20 protein-coding genes are annotated in these 24005 nt (G+C 58.5%); 5 read left to right on the plus strand and 15 right to left on the minus strand.

Translation table 11 applies throughout. From position 1 onward, the window contains the following. Nucleotides 1–17 precede the first annotated feature (17 nt). The gene (locus tag KSY82_RS02680) at nt 18–2783 is read right to left on the minus strand and encodes an FtsX-like permease family protein (protein ID WP_254881680.1); all 2766 of its coding nucleotides are present in this window, start codon (nt 2781–2783) and stop codon (nt 18–20) included. Nucleotides 2784–2788: 5 nt separating this feature from the next. Beyond that, on the minus strand, nt 2789–3490 hold the full coding sequence (locus tag KSY82_RS02685; protein ID WP_195235103.1) for an ABC transporter ATP-binding protein: 702 nt from the start codon (nt 3488–3490) through the stop codon (nt 2789–2791). A gap of 271 nt (nt 3491–3761) precedes the next feature. On the opposite strand from KSY82_RS02685, the gene KSY82_RS02690 reads away from it, so the two are divergent. The 3 genes from KSY82_RS02690 to KSY82_RS02700 all read left to right on the plus strand — a co-directional run bounded on the left by KSY82_RS02690 (nt 3762) and on the right by KSY82_RS02700 (nt 5134). Beyond that, nucleotides 3762–4400, plus strand: coding sequence for a GyrI-like domain-containing protein (locus KSY82_RS02690; RefSeq protein WP_217750194.1), 639 nt, complete (start codon nt 3762–3764; stop codon nt 4398–4400). A 171-nt stretch (nt 4401–4571) separates the two neighbouring features. After that, the gene (locus KSY82_RS10510; RefSeq protein WP_217750195.1) at nt 4572–5021 is read left to right on the plus strand and encodes an Abi family protein; all 450 of its coding nucleotides are present in this window, start codon (nt 4572–4574) and stop codon (nt 5019–5021) included. Beyond that, nucleotides 4940–5134 (plus strand): chloride channel protein, encoded by a 195-nt coding sequence (locus KSY82_RS02700; RefSeq protein ID WP_217750196.1) that lies wholly within the window; start codon nt 4940–4942, stop codon nt 5132–5134. Before KSY82_RS10510 ends, KSY82_RS02700 begins: the two co-directional genes overlap by 82 nt. 64 nt (nt 5135–5198) lie before the next feature. Here the strand turns inward: KSY82_RS02700 and KSY82_RS02705 are convergent, their stop codons facing one another. From KSY82_RS02705 to KSY82_RS02715, 3 genes are all read right to left on the minus strand, one after another. Beyond that, nucleotides 5199–5777: a methylated-DNA--[protein]-cysteine S-methyltransferase gene (locus KSY82_RS02705; RefSeq protein WP_271748100.1), complete on the minus strand. Its 579-nt coding sequence runs from the start codon at nt 5775–5777 to the stop codon at nt 5199–5201. Between the two features lie 640 nt (nt 5778–6417). Next, on the minus strand, nt 6418–7443 hold the full coding sequence (locus KSY82_RS02710; protein ID WP_217750197.1) for an aspartate-semialdehyde dehydrogenase: 1026 nt from the start codon (nt 7441–7443) through the stop codon (nt 6418–6420). A gap of 174 nt (nt 7444–7617) precedes the next feature. Further along, nucleotides 7618–9006 (minus strand): aspartate kinase, encoded by a 1389-nt coding sequence (locus KSY82_RS02715; protein ID WP_117743714.1) that lies wholly within the window; start codon nt 9004–9006, stop codon nt 7618–7620. Nucleotides 9007–9109: 103 nt separating this feature from the next. On the opposite strand from KSY82_RS02715, the gene thrC reads away from it, so the two are divergent. Next, nucleotides 9110–10627 (plus strand): threonine synthase, encoded by a 1518-nt coding sequence (gene thrC, locus KSY82_RS02720; protein WP_217750198.1) that lies wholly within the window; start codon nt 9110–9112, stop codon nt 10625–10627. Between the two features lie 201 nt (nt 10628–10828). Beyond that, nucleotides 10829–11710, plus strand: coding sequence for a homoserine kinase (gene thrB, locus KSY82_RS02725; RefSeq protein WP_196033875.1), 882 nt, complete (start codon nt 10829–10831; stop codon nt 11708–11710). 258 nt (nt 11711–11968) lie between these two features. On the opposite strand, the gene yihA is transcribed toward thrB, so the two are convergent. From yihA to pflB, 10 genes are all read right to left on the minus strand, one after another. Then, the gene (yihA, locus tag KSY82_RS02730; protein ID WP_089572350.1) at nt 11969–12559 is read right to left on the minus strand and encodes a ribosome biogenesis GTP-binding protein YihA/YsxC; all 591 of its coding nucleotides are present in this window, start codon (nt 12557–12559) and stop codon (nt 11969–11971) included. A 38-nt stretch (nt 12560–12597) separates the two neighbouring features. Further along, entirely contained in the window at nt 12598–13338 is a 741-nt protein-coding gene (mtnN, locus tag KSY82_RS02735; protein WP_217750199.1) for a 5'-methylthioadenosine/S-adenosylhomocysteine nucleosidase, read from the minus strand. Nucleotides 13339–13460: 122 nt separating this feature from the next. Then, a complete protein-coding gene (gene pflA / locus KSY82_RS02740; protein ID WP_161144619.1) occupies nt 13461–14279 on the minus strand; it encodes a pyruvate formate-lyase-activating protein in 819 nt (272 codons plus the stop codon). Between the two features lie 174 nt (nt 14280–14453). Further along, nucleotides 14454–15308 carry a DegV family protein gene (locus tag KSY82_RS02745; protein WP_254881681.1) on the minus strand — a complete coding sequence of 285 codons (855 nt, stop codon included), beginning with the start codon at nt 15306–15308 and terminating at the stop codon, nt 14454–14456. 275 nt (nt 15309–15583) lie between these two features. Next, nucleotides 15584–17026, minus strand: a complete 1443-nt coding sequence (locus KSY82_RS02750; RefSeq protein WP_217750201.1) for a glycoside hydrolase family 32 protein — start codon at nt 17024–17026, stop codon at nt 15584–15586. Between the two features lie 101 nt (nt 17027–17127). After that, nucleotides 17128–18579: a PTS transporter subunit EIIC gene (locus tag KSY82_RS02755; RefSeq protein ID WP_052044095.1), complete on the minus strand. Its 1452-nt coding sequence runs from the start codon at nt 18577–18579 to the stop codon at nt 17128–17130. Between the two features lie 45 nt (nt 18580–18624). Continuing rightward, on the minus strand, nt 18625–20007 hold the full coding sequence (locus tag KSY82_RS02760; protein ID WP_217750202.1) for a family 43 glycosylhydrolase: 1383 nt from the start codon (nt 20005–20007) through the stop codon (nt 18625–18627). A gap of 183 nt (nt 20008–20190) precedes the next feature. After that, nucleotides 20191–21201, minus strand: a complete 1011-nt coding sequence (locus KSY82_RS02765) for a LacI family DNA-binding transcriptional regulator (protein WP_229090598.1) — start codon at nt 21199–21201, stop codon at nt 20191–20193. A gap of 303 nt (nt 21202–21504) precedes the next feature. Next, the gene (gene grcA3, locus KSY82_RS02770; RefSeq protein WP_006234861.1) at nt 21505–21756 is read right to left on the minus strand and encodes an autonomous glycyl radical cofactor GrcA3; all 252 of its coding nucleotides are present in this window, start codon (nt 21754–21756) and stop codon (nt 21505–21507) included. 85 nt (nt 21757–21841) lie between these two features. Continuing rightward, complete coding sequence (gene pflB, locus KSY82_RS02775) at nt 21842–23893, minus strand: formate C-acetyltransferase (RefSeq protein WP_055310750.1); 2052 nt, start codon at nt 23891–23893, stop codon at nt 21842–21844. Between the last annotated feature and the right edge of the window lie 112 nt (nt 23894–24005).

Below are 24005 nucleotides of genomic sequence, written 5' to 3' on the forward strand. Positions count from 1 at the left end.
TGTCCCTTTTTGGCAGGTTACTCGGCACTCTTGAGGGCGCCGACCATGTCGATCTTGTTGAGGGTACGATTGGTGGCGAGATTGACGATAAACGTAAAGCCAAAGGAAAGCACCACGGCGAGCACGTAGCTTAGCGGCTCGACCTCGACGTCAAAGTACAGCGACGGCATCTGCAAAATGTAGGTAAAGCTCTCGGCCAGCAAGCCGCCTAGCGGCACGCCCAGAGCGGCGCCAATCGCCGTGAGAATCAACGTCTCCTTGTTGACGTAATGGTGCACCTCACCACGGCGGAAGCCCAGCACCTTGATGGTCGCCAGCTCGCGTTCGCGCTCGGAGATGTTGGTGTTGGACAGCGTAAACACCACCACAAACGACAGACACGCTGCCATAAAGGTCACGAGCACCACGACCGAATTGATAATCGTAAAGTTCGCTTCATAGTTTTCCCAATGCTCGGCCGTACTCGAAATCGTGAGCCAGCCGTCACTCTTAAGATTCTTGCTAAACGCAATCTGGTCGGCCGACGAACCCTTAAGCAGCACAAAGACGCCGTTAAGGCGTGCGCTTCGACCGAACGCGCGCTCATAGGTGCCCTGAGTCATATAAAGCGTGTTGCCCAGATAGTTGAGCGAAATGTCGCTGACTTTGACCTTGGCAACGTTGAGCGACGAATCCTGGACGTGTGCTGTATCGCCCGGCTGAATCCCCAGCACCAGCTGTGAACTCTTGCTCAGATACACATCTCCGTCACGCAAAGACAGCGGCTCTTTGGACTCATCCTCAAGGCGAACGTAATTGCCCAAGTCACCCGTGCGGTCATCGGGCACCACGATCAGCTGCACGGTCTCGCTCTTGCCGCCAAACGTAAAGGTGACGTTGTCGGTCATAATCGGCAGGGTCGAGGTCGCGGTCACGTTGGAATCATTGGCCGCGCTGCGCTCATCCAATGCCGCGCACGTCTGAGTAAAGTCGTCGGGATTGGCGACCGCCAGCAGGTCGTAGCGCGTGATATGCCCGTACTGTTTGGGCGAAAGCGCCACCGACGTGTCACGGATGCCCATGCCGCAGATCACGAGCGCCGTGCAGCCGGCGATACCGAAGATGGTCATAAAGGCGCGCTTTTTATAGCGGAATAGGTTGCGTGCTGCCACCTTGTTCAAAAAGCCCATACGGTGCCAGATAAAGCCGATGCGCTCGAGCAAGATACGCGAGCCGGCGCGCGGGGCCTTGGGACGCATAAGCGAGGCTGGGGTCTCGACCATCTCGTGGCGGCAGGCGATAATCGTAGCGCCCACCACGCCCACGGCAAACAGCGCCACCGACACGAGCGACGACACGATGTCGTACGAAAGCAGCATCTGGGGCAGTGAGTACATGTCGTCGAACACCGTAAACAGGAACAGCGGCAGGCCCACAAATCCGATGATGTTGCCGAGCACGCCGCCGATCAGACACGCCCACAGTGCGTAGTCTACGTATTTGGACAGGATACGCCCGCGTGAATAGCCGAGCGCCTTGTACAGGCCAATGAGCGTGCGCTCTTCCTCGACCATACGCGTGGCGGTGGTAAGGCTGATGAGCACGGCGACGATAAAGAAGATAAACGGGAACACCGTGGCGATGGCCTCAATTGACGAGCTATCGCTCTCGACGCTCGAGTAGCTTGCGATGTTACCGCGGTCCTGGATGTACCAAGTGCATTCGCCCAGATCGGAAAGCTCGGCGCGGGCATCGGCGAATTGTTGGTTGGCGGCGGCGCGGCGCTGGTCCAACTCGGCCTGAGCCTGGACGCGCTCCTCGCTGCCCTCGGCCATACGGTCGATGTTGCCCTGTTCAATCCCAAAGAGCATATTCGCCTGGCGTTCGGCCGCATCTAAGCTTGCCGGCGTGTCAACCGTCAACTCCTGAGCACGTGCCTTCTCACGCTCCTCGCGGATCTTCTCGATATTGCCCTTGACCTCGTTGATCTTTGTCGTGTAGGCATCCGAATAGGAGTTGAGGCTCTTGGCTCCCTCGACGATCACGTGGACCGAGGAGTAGGAAGAAGACGTCGCGGCATCCTCGCTCACATAGAACTTATAGTCCGCCGCCGAAGCAGCGCGAAAGGCGTTGACTGACGAGTCGGAGCTCACATCAGTGGGATCGAGGACCTCGGCCGTAATGGTGTAATCGCCCGCGGCAAACTGATCCTTGGCGCTTTGGTTGGACGAGTTCGCGTCATTGGCGGCAAAACTCACCGTATCGCCGAGCTTTTTACCCGAAGCCTTCAGGAACTTCGAAGTCACCGCGACCTCATCGGCACTCTCGGGCAAATCGCCGTTCACCAGCACCGGCTGATCGATGTTCTCCTTGGAGAGACTTTGCACGACCACGCGCTCGCGCGTTGTGCCCACGGCGGTGTAAGCGGTCTCGGTGTAGATGCCCTCGGCCGTCTCGACGCCGTCGACCTCTTGGATAGCCGCAAGATCGTCGCGCGTAAGGCCATAGGTCGACTGCACGTTAATGTCATAAACATTCTGCTGGTCAAAGTAGGCATCGACCGAATCGCACAGATCCTCACAACCCGCCTTGAGGCCGCACATCACACTCACGCCGAGCGCGGTGATGACCACGATAGACAAGAAGCGTTTGAGGCTGCCGCGGATTGTGCGGTAGATGCCACGGCGAAACACCGTCGGCACCATATCGTTTGAGCTTTGGGCCGTGCGGTAGGTCGCGAACTCCCGGTCGCGACCCGCGTGCTCCGTATCGTGGTTTTGGCTGTTTTGGCGGTCCTGGTCCATGGGCGCTACCACTCGATCGTCTCGATCGGCACGGGATTTTGCTGGACCGTCTCGCTCTCCACGCGACCACTCTTAAAGCGGATCAGGCGATCGGCCATGGGCGCGAGCGCGGAGTTGTGCGTGATGATGATGACCGTAATGCCCTGCTTGCGGCAGGTATCCTGCAGCAGCTGCAAGATCTGCTTGCCGGTTTTATAGTCGAGCGCGCCCGTGGGCTCGTCGCACAGGAGCAGCTTGGGGTTCTTTGCCAGTGCGCGGGCGATGGACACGCGCTGCTGCTCGCCGCCCGAAAGCTGTGCCGGAAAGTTGCCCAGGCGCTCGCCCAGGCCAACCTGGCGAAGCGTTTGCTCGGCATCGAGCGAATCGGGGCAGATTTGCGCCGCGAGCTCGACGTTTTCGAGCGCTGTCAGGTTGGGGACCAGATTGTAGAACTGAAAGACAAAGCCGACGTCGGCGCGGCGGTATTCCACGAGCTGTGCCTCGTTGGCAGAGCTCACGTCGCGCCCGTCCACTGTCACGGAGCCGGAGGTTACCGTATCCATGCCGCCTAGGATGTTGAGCGCCGTAGTCTTGCCGGCGCCCGAAGCGCCCAGGATAATGGCGAGCTCGCCGCGCTCAACGGTAAAGCTCGCGCCGTCGAGCGCATGGATGCGGGCATCGCCCTCGCCATATGCTTTGATGACGTCTTTGAATTCGATATAGGCCATCGATCGGTTCCCATCTGGTCGGATAACTCTTTAGTATTACCCATTTCACGCCGACCAAAAAGGGACAGGTTCATTTTGGCAGGTTTTATATGGGGAAACGACAGCCATAGATGAGGCGCCGGGGAGGCAGAGAAATCATCGACGGGGTCAGGCCGACCGCCAAACACAACGCACGCATCTCTATCTGTCAGCCGAATCATTCGAACAACTGTTCGTTTCTATGATATGATTCCACTATCTAAGTAGGCCAATACGCAGAAAGGCGGCCAACATGGCGTTCGACTTTAAGAAGGAATGCAAGGAGCTCTACAAACCTGCAAGCAAGCCGAGCATCGTAACTGTCCCGCCTATGAGCTACGTTGCCGTTCGCGGAAAGGGCGACCCAAATACCGAAGGTGGCGAGTATCAAAACGCCCTGCCGCTGCTTTACGGCATCGCCTATACCGTCAAGATGTCGAAGAAAGGCTCAAGGAGTATCAAGGGCTATTTCGACTTTGTGGTACCGCCGCTCGAGGGTTTCTGGTGGCAAGACTCCCCGAGCGGCGACATCGATTATGTACGCAAGGACGATTTCAACTTTATCTCGTGCATTCGCCTGCCCGATTTCGTCACCCGAGATGGCTTTGACTGGGCAGTCGCGGAAGCCACGACCAAAAAGAAACTGGACTTTTCTGCCGTCGAGCTGCTTAAAGTTGACGAGGGTCTCTGCGTTCAATGCATGCACACCGGGCCCTACGACAACGAACCGGCGACCGTAGACGCTATGCATGAATACATGACCGAGCAGGGCTATGTCCCCGACTTCTCAGGCACCCGTTTCCATCACGAAATCTATCTCTCCGATCCACGCAAATGTGCACCGGAGAAACTTAAGACCGTGGTTCGTCATCCTATCAAGCGCGCTGAATAGCGTGGAGCGTCATTTCACGCGCTAGGTTTTAAGCCAGCCAACCAGCCGCCTCCTAGACCGTCCGGTAATTATCTTGACGCGGCCCGTCGCATCTTATAAGTTTGTTTTGCTAAAGCTGGAAAGCCTCTCAACGATGCGCAACTCCAGCTCTTTTTCTATCAAGAGGCTTAAATGAAATACCGGAAGTCGCGGATATCCATCAACGAACAAATAGCACTATTGACAGAATACAGGGGTCTTAAGTGCTCTGATCAAAGCGAACTCGAGCGAGCTTTGGTCGAAGTCGGCCACTACAGACTGTCGGCCTACTGGTTTCCCTACAAAACCAAATGCAAGTCCGGGATTACCATCTTTCGCGAAGGCACAACATTCGAAACCATCATCTACACGTATGAATTTGACCGAGCCCTCCGGCAGTTAATGTTTGATGCGGTCGGCAGAATTGAGATCTACCTCAAAAGCAGCATTGCCTATCTTGCCTCTGAGGAACGCGGGCCTTTCTGTTACCCAGATGTCGCCATAACGAGGCTCAACTCGGCATGTCCATCGCGCTTTGCGCCGCGCTGGGCTACGCAGCCGTCTTTGGCAGCGCCACCAATACGCTGCTCGCACCCATCCTGATTGGCTGCGAAGTCTTCGGCTTTGGCGACTTGCCGAAGTTCTTTATTGTCTGCGTCGTGGCTTACCTGTTCAACATGGATAAGTCGATCTACGCCCTGCAGAAGCGGGCGTAGATGGATGTCCAAGCAGGTGGTCTCAACCGGAAACGGCGTCTTGGCTATGCAAAGTGCTCGAACGTTATTCCTCGTACGCACCTTCAAGCCGAAGCAGCCACTCCTTGCGATCAAGCCCGCCGGCATATCCGTTGAGCGAACCATCGGCGGCAACCACGCGATGGCACGGCACGATAATCGAAATGGGATTCCGCGCGACCGCGGCCCCCACGGCACGGGGAGACACAACGGGTGCTTCGTTTCCCGGTACACGATGTCGAGCCGCAACACGCTGGGCGATCTCACCATACGTAGCGACCTCGCCACGCGGGATAGAAAGCAGCTCAAACCAAACCTCGCGCTGAAACGCCGTGCCAATCATATGCAGCGGCGGCGTAAACCGAGGCTCCTGCCCCGCAAAATAAGCATTCAGCCAAGCCCACGAACGCTCAAGCACCGAAGAAGCCGCGCCATTTGCCGGACTCACCGAAGACATCCCACCGGTACCAGAAACCGCATCGGCACCTACGACATACTCCGCATCCTCTTTGAGCAGCGTAGAGCCAAAGTGCTCCTGACCCTCAAACCAAAGCCCCGTCAAACCGCGGCCATCAGCGGCAAGCAAGATTTCGCCCAAAGGCGAAGCAAACGTCGTCGTGACCACCAGCGGCTCCTTTCAAAACTACGCAAACATAATACCGCGAATTGTGCAGACAACCTCGCAGATACGTCCGGACAGACTCGATTGTCCAAGAGAGGGCGTTTTCCCTCTCAATATCGGCCGATACCGAGTCGCAACGCCCAAAACGATGTCCGGCAAAAACGAAGGTGAATGGTTTTCCGAGAAGTGAACGAGTAAAACTAGGGCCCCGAAGCATCCGCATTTTTTGACTGCAAAACAGCAGGATTCATGCGATAAAACCGCAGGAAATGGCGGCAAAAATATGCCAATGCTTCAAGGGTCCAAAATAGGTCGTTCACTTCTCGGAAAACCATTCACCTTCGATTCGGCCCCACCCCAAAGTCCCCGCAGGCAGCAGGCGCGAAGCGCCGAGGCCGCCGCCGGGACCAGGGCCCGCAACAGCCACGTGCCCCCACATCAGCCCAGCAGTCCCAACCGACAACGGCCCCATCGCAGGCCGCTCGTAGCAGCGTCATCGCAGGCGGGGGCCGGGCTTGGTTTTCAGAACACTCCGCAGACCAGTGTGGCGCCTTGTCCGCGGCTCCGAAGGAGCAGGACAAGGCGCCACACATGGTCGAGGACGTTCTGAAAACCAAGCCCGGCCACCGCCGGACAGGTCACACTACTCGCAGAGCAGCTTAGCGATCTGGACGGCGTTGGTTGCCGCGCCCTTACGGATTTGGTCGCCGCAGCACCAGAAAGTGATGCCACGCGCGGCCTCGGGGTTCGAGATGTCGCGACGCACGCGGCCGACCCAGATCAGGTCCTGGTCGGACGTATCCATCGGCATGGGGAAACGCTCGTGCGCATCCTCGGCGCTCATGTTGTCAACCAGCTTGACGCCGGGAGCGGCAGCCAGCGCAGCACGGGCCTCCTCGACCGTAATATCGCGCTCAAACTCGAGCGTAATGCTCTCGGAGTGCGAACGCAGCACGGGCACGCGCACGCAGGTGCAGTTCACGCGCAGCTCGGGCAGGTGCATAATCTTGCGGCCCTCGTTTTGCAGCTTCATCTCCTCGGAGGTAAAGCCTTCCTCCTTGACACCGCCGATCTGCGGAATCAGGTTGCTCGCCAGCTGGGCGGCAAACGCGCGCGGCTCGGGAATCTCCTCGCCACGGCCCAGGGCGGCCAGCTGAGCCTCGAGCTCGGCCATGCCGGGAGCGCCGGCACCCGAAGCCGCCTGATACGTCGAGACGATCATGCGCTTCACGCCGGCGAGCTGATGCAGCGGCCACGTGGGAACCAGGCCGATGATGGTCGCGCAGTTGGGATTGGCGATAAGGCCGTGATGCCACTTGATATCGTCGGCATTGATCTCGGGCACGACCAGCGGCACCTCGGGATCCATGCGGAAGGCATGGCTGTTGTCGACCACGACAGCACCGCGCTTGACGGCCTCGGGCAGTAGCTCCTTCGCGATATCGTCGCCGGCGGCTCCGAGCACGATGTCACAGCCCTCAAAGGCCTCGGGGCAAGCCTCTTCGATCACAATCTGCTCGCCGCGGAACTCGACGGTTTTGCCCGCAGAACGCGCGCTCGCCAGCAGCTTGAGCTTACCGACCGGGAACTCCTGCTCGTTAAGGCACTCGAGCATCTGGGTGCCCACGGCTCCCGTCGCGCCCAAAATAGCAACCGTGTACTGTTTCATGCTTCCCCCTTTAAAGGTTGTGGCTTTTGCCCGCACGCTGAGCAGGCCGATTATTGTTGCCAGTGTATACAAGAACGGGGCAGGCACGAAACCCGCCCCGTCGAAACGAAACCGAAACGAAACGCCCCGCCGTAGATTTTTGAGGCGAGTCCCAAAAATCTAGCGAGATAGCAGCTACTTGTGGAGCGCAGCCAGAGCGGGATCAACCGGCGCGGGAGCCTCCAAGTCGGAGACCTTCACAATGCCGTTCTCGTCGGAGAAAGCACGGTAGATGGTCTGAATCGCCAGGTCGAAGTCCTTCTCCTCGACACCGATAATGATGTTGATCTCGTCGCAGCTCTGCGAAATCATGCGCACGCTCACGCCGGCCTGGCCAAGCATACCAAACAGATGGCCCGAGATACCTGCGCGGCCGCGCAGGTTACGGCCGACGGTCGCGATGAGCGCCAGGCCCTCGACAACCTCGATCTCGAGCGGCTCGACCTCCTGCTGAATGTCACCCACGAGCGAGTACAGCGAGTCGTGCACGTCCTGCTCCTGCACCACGGCGCCAAAGCGGTCGACACCGGTGGGCATATGCTCGACGGAGACGTCATAACGCTCGAACACCGAAAGCGCACGGCGCATAAAGCCGACACGGGGCTTGGTGCGGTCGCGGGCGACGTTGATGGCGACAAAACCGCGCTTGCCAGTCACGCCGGTAATGATGGGCTCTGCCTCGCCCTCATCAGCCGTCTCGCTAATGATGGTGCCGGGGTCCTGCGGCGCATTGGTGTTCTTGATGACCAGCGGAATACCCGCCTCACGCACAGGGAACACGGCCTCCTCGTGCAGGACGCTCGCACCCATGTACGAAAGCTCGCGCAGCTCCTCGTAAGTAACGCGCGCAATGGGCTGAGCCTCGGGAACAATACGCGGATCGGCAGAATAGAAGCCCGAGACGTCGGTCCAGTTCTCGTACAGATCGGCGCCCAGGCACTTGGCCAGAATCGAGCCGGAAATATCGCCGCCGCCACGGTCGAGCAGCTTGATCTGGCCCTCACGCGTCGCGCCGTAGAAGCCAGGCATAACAAAGCCGCCCTGCTGGCCGTACTCCTGCACCAGCTCGGAGGTGCGGTTCATGCTGAGCGTACCGTCATGATGGAACGCCACAACCGTCGCGGCGTCCAGGAACGGCAGGCCCAGGTACTCGGCCATTAGGCGAGCGGTGAAGTACTCGCCGCGGCTCACGAGCTCCTCGGTAGAGTAGCCGCCCGAGCGGGCGCGCTCGGCAAAGGCCGCGAACTCCTCGCGGATGGGATAGGTGAGCTCCAGCTCGTCAGCGATATCAAAATAGCGCTGGCCGATGTCCTCGAGTAGTTCCTCGCACGACACGTGATACTTAACGTGCGCGTTAACCAGGTAGAGCAGGTCGGTTACCTTAGTGTCGCCCTTAAAGCGGCGGCCGCAGGCGGAAACCACCACAAAACGGCGGGCAGGGTCGGCATCTACGATGGCCTTGATCTTCTTAAAGTGTTCGGCGTCGGCGACCGACGAGCCGCCAAACTTGGCAATCTTAATCATGGGCTTGAGGTTACCTTTCTAAAAGCCTCTGCAAACCTGTTTTGCGCGCTCTGATACCATGGTTTCACCGATTGGGACCAAGGCATCCGAGGAGCAGTGTTATATGGGAACTTATCATAGTACACGAGGACGCACTTTATCGTGCTCAAGTAAGGTGGCAATCCGCACCGGCATCGCTCCCGACGGGGGTTTGTTTGTCTCGGACGAGCTCGGCACCCAGCAGGTCGATATCAGCTCGCTTGCAGATAAATCGTACTTTGAAATCGCTCAAGATGTGTTGGGAATGTTACTGAATGATTACACGGCCGAAGAAATTTCGGCGTGTGTCGACGAGGCATACCGCGGCACGTTCGCGAGTGAAGAGGTTACGCCGCTCGTCAAACTCGACGCTGCGCCGGGCGCTGACGCCCCTCAGACCTATGTGATGGAGCTCTTTGGCGGTCCCACGAGCGCCTTCAAGGACGTCGCCCTGCAGATGCTCCCCCGCTTGATGGCCCGCACTTCCGCCAAGGACGGCGGCGCCGAGCGCATCATGATCGTCACCGCCACGTCGGGCGACACCGGCAAGGCCGCACTCGCTGGTTTTGCCGACGCTCCGGGCACGGGCATTACCGTCTTTTATCCCGAAGGCAAAGTCAGCCGCGTGCAGAATCTGCAGATGTCCACGCAGGAGGGCGACAACGTCGCCGTCTGCGGCATCCGCGGCAACTTTGACGATGCCCAGAGTGCCGTCAAGCGCATCTTTGCCGATAAGGAGCTTGCCGAGCGTCTTGAGGCCGCCGGCACGGTGCTTTCGAGTGCCAACTCCATCAACGTCGGCCGCCTGGTGCCACAGGTCGTCTACTACTTTGCCGCTTATGCGCAGCTGCTGCGCGCCGGCGCCATCGAGGCCGGCGACGCCGTGGAGTTCTGCGTACCGACCGGCAACTTTGGCGACATCCTGGCCGGCTACTATGCCAAGCGCATGGGCCTGCCCGTCGCCAAGCTCGTCGTGGCGAGCGACAAGAACAACGTACTTGTCGACTTCCTGACCACCGGCGTCTACGACCGCAACCGCCCGTTCTTCACGACTATCTCGCCGTCGATGGACATCCTTATTAGCTCCAACCTTGAGCGCATGCTGTACTTCCTGTCCGACGGCGACTGCGAGCTCGTTGCCGGTCTTATGGAGCAGCTCGCCCAGACCGGCCGTTACGAGGTGCCCGCCGAGCTGCTGGCCAAGATCCAGAGCGTGTTTGGCTGCGGTTGGGCCAGCGAGGACGAGGTCCGCGCCGCCATCAAGAGCTGCTGGGGCGCCAACGACTACGTGATCGACCCGCACACCGCTTGCGGCTACCACGTCTTTGAGCAGGTCGCCCCCGCCGAGGGCGCCAAGGCCCGCGTGCTGCTTTCAACCGCCAGCCCCTACAAGTTCCCGCGTGCCTGCTGCGACGCCCTGGGCCTCGACGTTCCCGAGGACGATTTTGAGGCTATGCGCATGCTCGAGCAGGCAACCAACACGGTCGCCCCGACCCAGCTCGCCGAACTCGAATCCAAACCCATCCGCTTCGAAGACGTCTGCGACGTCGACGAGATGACCAGCTACGTCGAGTCTGCAGCAAAACGAATGAGCACCGACTAGATCCCTTATTAAGCGCCGGCGAAAGCCGGCGCACCTTCTTTTATCAGATACCCACCGGGATGATGACGAACTGACATGCGGGTCTGCCTGTTTAGTTCGTCGCGAGTTCCGCACGAGCCGGAAAGCACTTAATGTGCTTTCCGAGCGAGCCAGGACTGCCCGAGCAGCGAACTAAACAGACAGACCGCCCAGGAGATTCCCATGATCAAGATCACCGTCCCTGCAACAAGCGCAAACCTAGGCATCGGCTACGACACCCTCGGCATGGCCGTCAGCCTCTACTCGCACTTCACCTTCGAGCGTACCGACAAGCTCACCATCACGGGCTGCCCCGAGGAGTTCCAAAACGAGAACAACCTGGTCTATGTGAGCTTTGTCGATGCTCTGGCCGCCTGGGGCGAGCCGGCCTTCCCCGTTGCCATCGACATTCAGACCGACGTGCCCGTCGCCCGCGGTCTGGGCTCCAGCTCCACCTGCGTCGTCGCCGGCATCATGGCTGCCGCCGCGCTGACAGGCCACACCGTCGACCGCGCCGAGCTCGTTCGCATCGCCACCGAGGTCGAGGGCCATCCCGATAACGTCGCCCCCGCTATCCTGGGCGGCGCCGTCTGCTCCTTTACGCCGACTGATTCGCTCCCCCAGTGCCTGCGCTACGAGGTGAGCGATCGCCTGCGTTTTATTACCGTGATTCCGCCCTACGAGGTGCACACGAGCGAGGCGCGCAAGGTCGTGCCACAGGAGATCCCGCTCTCCACTGCCGTGTGGCAGATGGGTCGCATCGCCGGCATGACGCGCGGCTTGGAGACTGGTGACCTGGACCTGATTGCCGCCGCCAACGACGACCGCATTCAGGAGCCTTATCGTCGCCGCCTCATCCCCGACTACAACGCCGTGCGCGACACCTGCCTCAACGGCGGCGCCAAGACCATCTGGATCAGCGGCTCCGGCTCGACCCTCATGGCCGTGACCGACGACACCATCGTGGCAAAGTTCCTGCAGGTCAAGCTGCGTGAGCAGTTCCCCAAGTGTGACACGCACATTCTGACGTGCGACACCGAGGGCGCTCAAATCGAGTACCTGTAGACATCGCTGGTTAATCCCTTCGGGCCGCCCAAGGGTATCCCCTTAAAAACGTCCTCGCACTTGAGGCCCGCTTATCCTGCTCCTTCGGAGCTACGGATAAGCGGGCCTCGTGCTGCGGAATGTTTTTAGGGGGATACCCTTGGGCGGCCCTACAGCAACGTGGTCGACGATGTCTATAGGAACCCACGCTTTGAAGGGGCGCCGGGCTGATGGTTTGGCTTTTTATTGATGGGGGCCCTTACTGGGATGGAACCCTTACTAGAGGCAGGCCTCGGCGATGCGGCGCTTGAGTTCGTCGATGCCCACACCGGTTTGGGAGCTTGTGATGATTACGTTTTCGGCAGGGACGTTGAGCTGCTTTTTGATGGCTGCTGCCTGGCGGGCCTGCTGGGTACGGCTGAGTTTGTCGGCCTTGGTGAGACAGACGATAAAGTTGAATTCGTTGCCCTGTAGGTAGTCGATCATGTCGTGGTCGAGCTTGCTGGGGTCGTGACGAATGTCCACCAGCGACACAACCAGGTTAAAGCTGCGCTCGGAGTCGAAGAAGTCACCGATGAGCTCGGCCCAACGGTCGCGCTCGGCCTTGGAGCGACGGGCGAAACCGTAACCCGGCAGGTCCACGAAATGCACGTCGTCGGCCTCAAAGAAGTTGATGTTGCTCGTCTTGCCCGGCGTACTGGAAACCTTGACCAGGTTCTTGCGGCCAAAGAGCTTGTTCATAATCGACGACTTGCCCACATTGGAGCGGCCCACAAAGCTCACCTCGGGACAGGTGGACTCGGGAATCTGCGAAACCTTGCCGTAGCTGGCGACGAACTTGGCAAGCTGGTAGTTAATGGAATCGGCCATGGACACTCCTTGGTCGTAGGTTCTTACAAAAGAGCGCGCTATTGCGCAGCGGCAATGCGGCGGACGATATCGAGCGTGATGTCACTTGCGACACGCGCATACTCGAACAGATCGAACTCTCGATCGCAAATTGCATCGTACGCCTCGTCACAATTATCGCTGATAGCGCGCAACACCAGGCAATCGACACCATTCTTGGCCGCGATGTGCGCAATTGCCGCGCCCTCCATCTCGACGCAATCGGCATGCGTGGCCTCAATCGCAGCGTTACGCATGGCGTCACCCGTAACAAAGCGGTCACCCGTGGCGATAGTGCCACACAGGAACTGCTTGGGGTCCTTCTCCGCAGAATTCTCATCCGCCGAGGCATCCACAAATCCATGCTCGGCAAGCACGGCGGCGGCAACATCAGCCAACGCCGGCGTCGAGACAAACTCCTCGAGTCCCGGCGCCGACTCGGCGATGAGCGCCGTGTCAGTATCGAGATAGCGCAGGCACTTGCCTATAACCACGTCGTTAATATGGAGCTTAGGGTTTAGGCCACCCGCAATGCCCGAAAACACAACGGCCTGCGGGGCATATTTGCTGATGAGATGCTGCGTTGCCGCCGCGGCGTTTACGGTTCCCATGCCAGCGGTCGTAGCAACAACGGACAAACCGTCGAGCTCGCCGTTGACAACGGTCAAGCCCGCCTCTTGTGCCACACGAGCGCCGTTCAGTTCTTCTTTAATCTGCGCAACCTCTTTTTCGAGTGCACCGATGATTGCGATGGTAGGCATACCATCCCCCAAACCCGTGAAAACTGCTATCCACGGTATGGTACCAGCATTTTGACTCAACCGCGCAATACGAAGTCGCTAGACCACCGCAGCGCGGGTATCGTAGAGGAGCAAAAGACTTGCTAGCCGATGGCGTTTTTTAGCTCCGCGCGGCGCTTTTTCATGCCGGTCATAACGGCATTACGCAACTCGGGCATGCGCGCGGTATCCATCTGGGGCACGCCCTCGAGCTTATAGGGAATGCCCAGTTGCTCGTACTTGACGACACCCATCGTGTGATACGGCAGCATTTCCAGGCCCACCACGTTGTGCCATGGAGCGATGAGGCGACCGAGCTTCTCGCACTCCTCCACCGTGTCGGTAATGCCCGGCACCACCACGTGGCGGATAACGACCTTGATCTTGCGACGTGCAAGCTCATCGCCAAACGCCAGAATGCGTGCGGGATCGCACCCAGTCAGCTTTTTATGCTCGACCGGGTCGGCATGCTTAATATCGAGCAGTACCATGTCGGTCTCGTTGAGCACGGCATCGAACTTCTCGGGATGCGCGGGATCGAACGCATAGCCGCAGCTATCCAAGCAGGTGTGCACACGACCATCGTGGTTATTGTGCATGGCGTGGAACAGGTCGGCCAAAAACTCAGGCTGCAGGAGCGGCTCGCCGCCGGACACCGTAATACCACCGCTGCGGTAAAACTCATGGTTACTCTGGAACTCGTCCATAAGGTGCTCGACGGTCACCATCGTGCCGCCGTTAACCGACCAGGTATCGGGGTTGTGGCAATACGCACAGCGCATGGGGCAGCCTTGGACAAACACTACGAAGCGGATGCCGGGTCCGTCGACCGTCCCCATCGTCTCGATTGAATGCACGCGGCCAAGGGCAAACGCAGAGTCCTCGGGACGAGCGTCCACACCCTCAAGCGTCATTTCTGCCATTCGCGCTACCTTGCCTCTCCTTGGATGCAACCAATTAAAATGCCAGAGCCATTCTAGCCCATGTGCTTGCGTTTAAACGTCTCGGGCTAGAATGGCACGTTTTAATCTATCCCCCATCACCATGGCTGGGGTCTACGTCGAGATGTCAGGCTGAAGAACGCTCGCCTGCGGCCTTTACGCTTTAAGCGTGAGTACCGCACCGAAGGCGGTCGGGCCGCAATGACTCGAGATGACACCGCCGACCTGGGTCCAGGCAACGTCCTTAAAGCCCAGGTCGTGCGCATAGACTTCCATGTCGTCACGCAGTTCCTCGGAAAGGCCTACCGAATACGCCAGGCCAATGTGCGAGTAGTCAATCTCCCCCTTGGCAACCATGTGGTCAATAAAGGCGCGGGCGCATTTGAGCATAGAGCCGCGGAACTTTTTGGTCGCCACGAACTTGCCGCCCGTCACCTCAATGCAGGGCTTAATCTTGAGCAGATGGGCACCGAGGAATGCCACGTTGGACAAACGACCGCCGGCCTTAAGGAAGGCGAGATCGGTTGGGACAAAGCCCAACAGCACGCGGTCCATGACGGAGTTCGCGAAGGCGAAGATCTCGTCGACGGTGGCATCGGGGTGAGCCTCGATGTATTTGGCGGTCTCGACGACAACAAGCGACTGGCCTACCGAGACAAAGCGCGTGTCCATGGAGAACACGTAGTCGCGCCCCTGGGCCGCAATCTTTGAGGACTGATGCGAACAGGTCGTGGCCTCGGAATATGCAAGATGCAAAATAGTCGCGTCGGGCTGCTCGGCATGGATGCGGTCGTACACATGCGCAAAATCCGCAGGCGCGCAGCCACTGGTCTTGGGCATCACGCCAAACTCATTGCAGCGCGAATAAATCTCGAGCGGATCGATCGAGCCGTCCTCGACGGTCTCGTCACCAATCGTGACATGCATGGGCACGCGCACGATGCCGTAGCGCTCGCAGAGCTCCGGCGTCACATCCGACCCAGACTCGACCACGATTACGTACTTGCCCATTCTTATCACGACCCATCTCGACATTGGCTTTTCAATACATGACACGCGCGCCGCGCTGTTGCACAACGGCGTCCAAGCGCCAAAGAGACGCCGCCCCTTGCGCACAACAAAGGACAGCGTCTCCCTGGAAAACTCCGTGCTTACCTGAGATTTTACACGGTTTATAAATGAGTGTTACTTATCCCGCAAACGGTAGCTATACGCGATGAACGGTAGTTCGCTGCAGCAACTGCGACGCATTCCGCCCAGCAAGTCCAATCGCGCTCCACACACGGTTAATGCGCGAGGCGGTAGAAATCCATCGACGCCGCACCCTCGGCATGCAACCCCATCGCCGGAACCGCCGGCGAATAGGTACGGCTCGTAAGTGCCGCCTCGCCGCCATTTGCAAAAATCTCGACCATCGTAGTGTCCGAAAGCACGCGCAGGTCGCGAAGCTCGCTGAGCTCGATCGACCTCTGGTCGCGTCCATAGCCTTCGTCGCCCATATCGAGGGTAAGCATCCCGTCCGTATAACGCACAAAGACACCCTTGCGGATTTCGAGCTCGATCATCTTGGCTCCCTCGCAGGAAACCACGACATCAAACAGGCGTCCCGGCTCCTCAACGGTCTCACCGCCTACAGCACGAACGCAATCGCCGCGCATCCTCTCAATCTCGTGCGCCGGCCACTGGCAGAGCTTGCCGCCGCGCATGCTCAGCTCTCTCGGCATCGTCAGCGCGCACTGCCACCCGCGCGCCGCCGTCGGGCTTTCTGTCGTCGCATCGGGGCAACCCGACCATCCGATCATCAAACGCCGACCCGCAGCGTCCTCAAAGGACTGCGGGGCATAGAAATCAAAACCGGCATCGACCATCGGGGGCATGCCCTTCCCGACGATTTTAAAGCTCGGCGCCTCCCAATCGGCCTCGATGGGGAACCACACGCACTGATGCGGATTGCGGTAACGCCAACCATCGGCAGGCACACCCTGCGGACAGCAAACGAGAATAAGCTCGCCATCGAGCTCAAACAGATCGGGGCACTCCCACATAAAGCCAAACTTCTCGCCCAACTCAATGCGCGTCGCATAGCTCCAGTCCTCAAGATTGCGCGAGGTATAGACAAGCACGCAGCCACGGTCGTCTTTCGTACGAGCGCCCAGAACCATGTAGTAGATACCGTCGTGTTCAAGGATCTTGGGGTCGCGCACGTGCGTACCGATATCGTCGGGGTAATCGACCGGCCCAACAGCTATGCGCTTCTCGCCCAATTCGTCGGGATTCTCGGCAACCATATGAATCTGGTTTTGCTCACGGCCCGTCAACACGTAGTCGTAATCATCACGGTCAAAATGCTTAACGTTGCCGGTATAGAAGTAGTGAATCTTGCCATCACGTACAAAGGCAGAACCAGAATACGCTCCACTCGAATCCAAATCGGAATCGGGGAACAGCACGGGGCCGTGATTCTCGTACGTCACAAAATCCTTTGTCGTCAGATGGTTCCAAAGCACTGGACCGCCATGCGCAGCATCGAACGGATCGTATTGATGATAGATGTGATACGTATCACCAATCTGAACCAAACCATTGGGGTCGTTGAGCCAGCCAAGCTCAGGCTCCACATGGAACAAAAGCCTATCGGGGTCGGACGCGATGCGAGCCGCCGTCTCATCCTGTCCGGCACGCCACTGCTCATAGTCCGCACGCATCACCTTGTTTTTTTGATTAAACATCGCCATTGACCTTCTCGTCTATAGGGAAGGACGCTCGACTCACACGAGCCGAACGCCCTTCCTCAAATGGACTTATCCGCACGTTACGCTGAACGGCTCAACTAGAAGCTAACGTCGAAGCCAGCGCCAGCGCCCTCTTCATCGGTGGTCGGAACGCCCTTTGCCTTGTTGTAGGCAAAGATCAAGACGATCGGCACGATAAAGGCGATGAGATTGCCAGCCACATACCACACGAGAGTCTCGGGCGTGACGATGAGCAGGCCAAGCACGCCGGTCAGACCCTGACCGATAGCGCGCACCTCAAAGAGCTTCACGAAGGCACCGCCGCAGCCTGCACCGATGCATGCGCAGATGAACGGAATGATCGAATAGCGCATGTTTGCAGCAAAGATAGCGGGCTCGGAGATTCCGACCAGCGTCGGGATAAAGGACGACATGCAAATGTTGCGCTCTTTGGAATGCTTCTTGTGAATGAGGTACATGCCGATGGCGCCGCCGCCCTGGGCGATGATGGAAACCGACCAGATGGCCTGGATGTAGTTGAAGCCGGTCGTGGCAACGAGGTTGGCCTCGATACCCTGGATGAACTGATGCGTACCGGTAACGACGAGCGGCTGCAGGAACGCGGCGAAGACAAAGGCACCAAAGACGCCCATCCTGTTGTACAGGATATCGATTACGCCGGCGAGGACGTCACCGATCAGGTTGCCGAGCGGGCCGAACACGGTGAACAGGGCAACGTTAGCAAGAATCAGGGTAACGGTCGGGACAAAGACGAACGAAACGACCTCGGGGATGTACTTCTGGGCAATCTTCTCGACCTTGGCCATAAACCAGGCAGTCAGGATTGCGGGGAACACACCGCCCTGGAAAGCAACCATGGGAATGGATAGCGGACCGAAGTTCCAGTACTCAGCACCCGTCGGGTCCATAACGAACGTGTTGCGGTTCATAAGGCTCGGGTGAACCATGACGATACCGACGAGGATGCCCAGGATCGGGTTGCCGCCAAAACGCTTGACCGCGCTGTACATAACCAGGACAGGCAGGTAGTCAAAGGTGGTGGCGATAATGGCAAAGAAGCTTGCGAGGTTCTTGAGGAACTCGCTGTGATCGGCGAGGCTGCCCTCCATGCCGAAGAGGCCGTTGGCAACGATCAGCGACTTAAGGCCGATGATGATTGCAGCGCCGACGAAGGCGGGAATGATGGGGATAAAGATGTCCGAGAATACCTTGAGGACCGAGAAGAACTTGCCCTTCTTGTCCGCCTCGGCGCCCTTGACCTCGGAAGCGCTGATCTCCTTAACGCCCGTCAGAGCCATAAACTCATCGTAAACCTTGTTGACGGTACCGGTACCGAAGATAATCATGAGCTGGCCGCTGTTGTACAGCACGCCCTTGACGCCATCGATGTTCTCGAGCTCGGCCTTGTTGTATTTGCTCGTATCCTTGAGCACCAGACGCAGACGGGTCACGCAATGCGTGGCGCCCTCGATGTTCTCCAGTCCGCCGACGTTGTCGACGACTTGCTGGGACACTGCCTTGTAGTCCATGTTCCTCTCCATTCCTTTTCTAAATCATAAAACGGTTCGTTGCCGCTACAGAGACGCGATCGTTGCGTTTGCGCACTTGAGCGTACCGTCGGTGACCGTCAGCGCCACACCCTGGCCCTGCTTATTGCAGAAGCGAGCGTTAAGCGCAACATCATCGACAAAGATGGTCGCGATATCGTCGTCAACGACCAGGCGCACATGATGAGTGCCCTCGCCCTTAAAGAACAACGGACGCTCGAGGCCCATGTTGTTGACCTGGAACCACGGGTACTGGGGAGCCGGCGTGAACTCGAGCTTGCCCTCGCGCAGGTTGGCGCGGAACTCATAGGCAAGACCGGTCTCGGCGTCCTCGGCGAACTTGACCGAGAAGCCGGCAGCGTTACCGCCGAGCTCAATGTCGGTATCGAGCAAGTAGGTGGAGCCGGCATCCGCGGCGAGCACCTGCTCGACCTTGCCCGACTCGCAGGAAAGCTCAAAGGTCTCGACTGCCTTAGCCTCGCCAAAGGCGCCAAGCATGCTGTCGGGGAGCTTGGTGCCGAGCGTTCCGTCGGCACGCTGAACGATCTCGAGGGGCATAAAGGTGCCACCCCATAGGTAAGAGCTGGGGTCGCCGCCCTCGTCACGCGTAGGAACCCAACCAAAGAGAACGCGACGCTCGCCATCGAATGCGGTGCGAGCGGCGTAGTACGCGCGGCCGTCGAAGGAGTCGTCAGCGGGGGTAATCCAAGGACCGTTGATGGACTTGGACATGCGGTAACGGGTCTTGTTGCCGTCGCTGTACTCGGAAAAGACGAGGTACCACCAGTCGCCCATCTTAAAGAGATCAGGCATCTCAAACATGGTGTACAGGCCCGGGTTCCACCAGTCGCCCTGGAACTCCCAGTTGGTCAGATCCTTGGAGGTGAACTTGACCAGGCGGCCGGTCATCAGACGCTTGTCCTCGCCCACGCGCGTGCCGAGGATGAGCATGTACTCTTCGTTCTCCTCATCCCAAAGCACAAAGGGATCGCGCCAGTTGCGGTCATCGTAACCCTCCTGGGGCGGAAGCAGCGTCTCGGCGATGTTCTTCTCCCACTTGACGGCGTCGTCGCTCGTTGCGTGAAGAAGAACCTGCTTCATCAAACGTGCGCGGACCTTATCGCGATTGCAACCAGTGTAGAGCGCATGGTACTTGTCGCCCACCTTAAACACCGTGCCGGCATAAATGTACTGGTCGACTTCCTCGTCGCCGCCGCGCTCAAGGCTCTCGCCAAAGTCCTTGTAGTTGACGAAATCCTTGGTCGTAGCAAGTGCCCAGCCAAACGGCTCTCCGAAAGGTTCGGGGTTACGCGTGTCACGCTGATGATAGAGATAGAACGTGCCGTCCTCGCCGTACGGCATGATGTCGCCTACCCAAATTCCCTCAGGCTGGTAATACACCTTGTGCATCCGAGACTTCCTTTCCACGACATACTAACTCGGTACAATGGCAAGATATGTCAATCGTTTTCATATGTCAAACGTTTTCACACCAATACGTCTTTTCGCAGTTCCAGTCGTCGGCAAACGGTTGACATATGCCGGTGAACGGTCATCAGAGGCGTTTGAGGAATTCTTTTGGCACGGGATGAACTACGCGGTTTTGCCCTCAATGAGTTCAACGGGGAGCTTGATATTCGATTCGGGATTATCGCCGTTAATAAGAGCGATGATGGATTGCGCCGCGAGCTCTCCGATGCGATCGATATCTTGACGTACGGTTGTTAAGTCAGGCATAAACGTCATAGTTCGGCGGGCACCATCCGCGCCCACGACCTTAATATCGTCTGGAGCGCTCAAGCCGCGCTGCTTCATCACGTTGAGACAGATGGCCGCCATCGTATCGTCTCCCGCAAAGATGCCGTCAATATCGGGGTTCTCATCGAGGATCTTCGCAACGACCGCGCCCTTTTCGTCGTCGGGCTTAACGAACTCAACCTCACGGACAAGCGCGGACAAACCGGCCTGCTCAACAACATCGAGGTAGGCATCGGTACGCTTATTGGCAGGCATGCGCATGCGGCTATTGCTGCGCAGGCACAGGATACGCCTGCAGCCGTCATCAATCAGACGGCGCGTGGCGAGCTCGCCAATGCCATAGCTGTCACTTGCAATCTGGACAGAGCCCTCGCCAAGATCGCAGTCGATGCCAACCAGGCTCAAGCCCATCTCGGCATATGCCTCGGCACCGATATTGAGGGAGTTGACGATGACGCCGTCGACCATATTGCGGCGGAGCATGTCAATATAGGAACGCTCAAGATCGGGTCGATTGGCGCTGTTGCACAGCAACATCTTAAAGCCGTTTTCCGCTAACGTGCGCTCGACCGCCTGCACAACCTGAGCATGGAACGGGCTGCTCACAAAGGGAACGATCATACCGATAAGATTCAGGCGACCGTTGAGCATGGCACGGGCGATATCGTTGGGCGTATAGTTGATGCGCTCCATCGCGGCATGGACCTTATCGCGGGTCTCTTGGCTAATATAGCCGCGATTATTAAGCACGCGAGATACCGTAGTAGGCGAAACCCCCGCCACCGCCGCAACTTCCTTGATGCCAGGCTTAGCCGTATCCTTAGAACGAGCACTCTCGCGAGCCATAGCACCCTCCCCCATCAACATGTCATACGTTTACATACGAACAAAGCATACCCCAACAACAGCGGGAAGACGGTAACAGCACAAGTAAGTAAACGACTCATCCAAATAATTAGGAGAGTTCCGCCTAAAGGGTGACTCCAAAGGACCCCACATGGCCGGTTTTGGGTTATTTCCCAAAACATCCCGCAGGACGCAAAGAGGCTCCGCCGCGCAACGCGCGCAGCGGAGCCTCTTTGCATGTCCGAGGACGTTTTGGGAAATAACCCAAAACCGGCCCCAGTAATCCTACAGGAGTTGAACCCTTTAGAACTTGTCGTGGAAGGTACGCGCAATGACCTCGTCCTGCTGCTCCTTGGTGAGCGTGTGGAAGTTCACGGCATAGCCGGAAACGCGGATGGTCAGCTGCGGGTACTTCTCGGGGTGAGCCTGAGCGTCGAGCAGCGTCTCACGGTTGAAGACGTTGATGTTCAGGTGGTGGCCACCCTTCTCGGCGTAAGCGTCGAGCATGTGGACCAGGTTATCGGCCTGAGTCTCGGAAACTTCAGAAACCTTCATAATGTGTCTCCTTCGATTGATAGGCGCCGGCCGAAACCGGTGCGCTAATCAGTAATCGTTATTGTTAGTATAGCACTAACAATAGTTACTCGCCCAGCTGATCAAGGTCGATATCGCCAAAGAACACCTGGTCCTCCTTGCCGAGCGCACTCGGGATGATGGAGAAGGTGTTGGAAATGCCGTCCTGAGCATCGCGGAACGGGAGCTTGGAAACCGAAGACAGCGAAGCGATGGCGCCGTGGCTATCGCGCTTGTGCATGGGGTTAGCACCCGGGGCGAACGGCTGGCCAGCCTTGCGGCCGTCGGGGGTGGAGCCGGTCTTCTTGCCGTACACGACGTTGGAAGTAATGGTCAGAACCGAGGTCGTGGGCACGGAGTTGCGGTAGGTGTCGTTCATGCGGATGTACTCCATGAACTGGTGCACAACGTCGTGAGCGATCTGGTCGACGCGGTCGTCGTCGTTACCGTACTTGGGGAACTCGCCCTCGGTCTCGAAGTCGACGATGATGCCGTTCTCATCACGGACAGGGTGGACCTTGGCGTACTTGATGGCGGACAGGGAGTCAGCCACGACGGAAAGGCCAGCGATGCCCGTAGCGAACCAGCGGTGCACGTGCTTGTCATGCAGAGCCATCTGGATGCGCTCGTAGCAATACTTGTCGTGCATGTAGTGAATGATGTTCAGCGAGTTGACGTACACGCCGGCGAGCCACTTCATCATGTCGTTGTACTTGGCCACAACGTCGTCGTAATCGAGGGTATCGCCCTCGACGGCGCGATACTTGGGGCCGACCTGCTTCTTGGAGACCTCGTCGACGCCGCCGTTGAGTGCGTACAGCAGGCACTTGGCCAGGTTGGCACGGGCGCCGAAGAACTGCATCTCCTTGCCGATGCGCATGGAGGACACGCAGCAGGCAATACCGTAGTCGTCGCCATGATAGACGCGCATGAGGTCGTCGTTCTCGTACTGGATCGAGGAGCTGGCGACAGAAGTCTTGGCGCAGAACTTCTTGAAGTTCTCGGGCAGACGGGTCGACCACAGAACGGTCATGTTGGGCTCGGGGCTGGTGCCCATGTTCTCGAGCGTGTGCAGGTAGCGATAGCTCATCTTGGTAACGAGCGTACGGCCGTCGACACCCATGCCGCCGATGGACTCGGTGACCCACTGCGGGTCGCCGGTAAACAGGGCCTGGTACTCGGGGGTACGGGCAAACTTGACCATGCGGAGCTTCATGATGAAGTGATCCACGAACTCCTGGATCTGCTCCTCGGTGAAGGTACCGTTGGCAAGGTCGCGCTCAGCGTAGATGTCGATGAACGTAGAGGTACGGCCGATGGACATAGCGGCGCCGTTCTGCTCCTTAACGGCAGCGAGGTAGGCGAAGTACATCCACTGGATGGCCTCCTGCGTGTTGGTAGCAGGGTTAGAAATGTCGAAACCATAGGTCTCGGCCATCATCTTGAGCTCGCCGAGGGCGCGGATCTGCTCCTGCAGCTCCTCGCGATCGCGGATGTTGTCGGCGGTCATGACCGTCGGGGTAGAAGCCTTCTGGGCCTCCTTGTCCTTGATCAGGTAGTCGACGCCGTACAGGGCAACACGACGGTAGTCGCCGATGATGCGGCCGCGGCCATAGCCATCGGGCAGACCGGTGATGATGTGAGCCGAGCGGCAAGCGCGCATCTCGGGGGTGTAGACATCGAAGACGCCAGCGTTGTGGGTCTTGCGCTCGAAGGTGTAGCGCTCGACAACGTTCTCATCGACCTTATAGCCGTGCTGGCTGGCAGCCTGGCAAGCGATGCGGATACCGCCGTTGACGTGCAGCGCGCGCTTGAGCGGCTTGTCGGTCTGGAGGCCGACGATGGTCTCCTTCTCGCGGTGGGCGTTATCGATGTAGCCAGCGGGGTGGCTCACGATACCCGTGACGGTCTTGGTGTCCATATCGAGGACACCGCCCTGCTCGCGCTCCTTAAGCAGCAGGTCGAGAACCTCGCCCCACAGCTCCTTGGTACGCTCAGTCGGGCCGGCGAGGAACGACTCGTCGCCCTCGTAGGGGGTGTAGTTCTTCTGGATGAAGTCTCGGACGTCAACCTCTCCCGTCCAGATGCCTTCCTTGAAGCCTTCCCATGCCTCCTGCATTGTGTAACCACGCTCCTAGTTACGTGTAATGCGGCGCTCTCTCACACCGCTGCTTATTGAATTCTTGAATGTTCGGCTTGCACTACCGGCTTCTTCCGTTCTTCACCACACG

It is taken from the genome of Collinsella aerofaciens, from assembly GCF_019131995.1.
GTDB classification, from domain to species: Bacteria; Actinomycetota; Coriobacteriia; order Coriobacteriales; family Coriobacteriaceae; genus Collinsella; species Collinsella aerofaciens_S.

Excerpts from the sequence above, each read along its gene's own strand:
- thrB (WP_196033875.1), top strand. The coding sequence starts at position 10,829 with ATGATCAAGATCACCGTCCCTGCAACAAGCGCAAACCTAGGCATCGGC.
- KSY82_RS10510 (WP_217750195.1), top strand. The coding sequence starts at position 4,572 with ATGAAATACCGGAAGTCGCGGATATCCATCAACGAACAAATAGCACTA.
- KSY82_RS02700 (WP_217750196.1), top strand. The coding sequence starts at position 4,940 with ATGTCCATCGCGCTTTGCGCCGCGCTGGGCTACGCAGCCGTCTTTGGC.
- thrC (WP_217750198.1), top strand. The coding sequence starts at position 9,110 with ATGGGAACTTATCATAGTACACGAGGACGCACTTTATCGTGCTCAAGT.
- pflB (WP_055310750.1), bottom strand. The coding sequence starts at position 23,893 with ATGCAGGAGGCATGGGAAGGCTTCAAGGAAGGCATCTGGACGGGAGAG.
- yihA (WP_089572350.1), bottom strand. The coding sequence starts at position 12,559 with ATGGCCGATTCCATTAACTACCAGCTTGCCAAGTTCGTCGCCAGCTAC.
- KSY82_RS02750 (WP_217750201.1), bottom strand. The coding sequence starts at position 17,026 with ATGTTTAATCAAAAAAACAAGGTGATGCGTGCGGACTATGAGCAGTGG.
- KSY82_RS02760 (WP_217750202.1), bottom strand. The coding sequence starts at position 20,007 with ATGCACAAGGTGTATTACCAGCCTGAGGGAATTTGGGTAGGCGACATC.
- mtnN (WP_217750199.1), bottom strand. The coding sequence starts at position 13,338 with ATGCCTACCATCGCAATCATCGGTGCACTCGAAAAAGAGGTTGCGCAG.
- KSY82_RS02690 (WP_217750194.1), top strand. The coding sequence starts at position 3,762 with ATGGCGTTCGACTTTAAGAAGGAATGCAAGGAGCTCTACAAACCTGCA.
- KSY82_RS02755 (WP_052044095.1), bottom strand. The coding sequence starts at position 18,579 with ATGGACTACAAGGCAGTGTCCCAGCAAGTCGTCGACAACGTCGGCGGA.
- KSY82_RS02745 (WP_254881681.1), bottom strand. The coding sequence starts at position 15,308 with ATGGGCAAGTACGTAATCGTGGTCGAGTCTGGGTCGGATGTGACGCCG.
- KSY82_RS02685 (WP_195235103.1), bottom strand. The coding sequence starts at position 3,490 with ATGGCCTATATCGAATTCAAAGACGTCATCAAAGCATATGGCGAGGGC.
- KSY82_RS02715 (WP_117743714.1), bottom strand. The coding sequence starts at position 9,006 with ATGATTAAGATTGCCAAGTTTGGCGGCTCGTCGGTCGCCGACGCCGAA.
- pflA (WP_161144619.1), bottom strand. The coding sequence starts at position 14,279 with ATGGCAGAAATGACGCTTGAGGGTGTGGACGCTCGTCCCGAGGACTCT.
- grcA3 (WP_006234861.1), bottom strand. The coding sequence starts at position 21,756 with ATGAAGGTTTCTGAAGTTTCCGAGACTCAGGCCGATAACCTGGTCCAC.
- KSY82_RS02765 (WP_229090598.1), bottom strand. The coding sequence starts at position 21,201 with ATGGCTCGCGAGAGTGCTCGTTCTAAGGATACGGCTAAGCCTGGCATC.
- KSY82_RS02710 (WP_217750197.1), bottom strand. The coding sequence starts at position 7,443 with ATGAAACAGTACACGGTTGCTATTTTGGGCGCGACGGGAGCCGTGGGC.
- KSY82_RS02680 (WP_254881680.1), bottom strand. The coding sequence starts at position 2,783 with ATGGACCAGGACCGCCAAAACAGCCAAAACCACGATACGGAGCACGCG.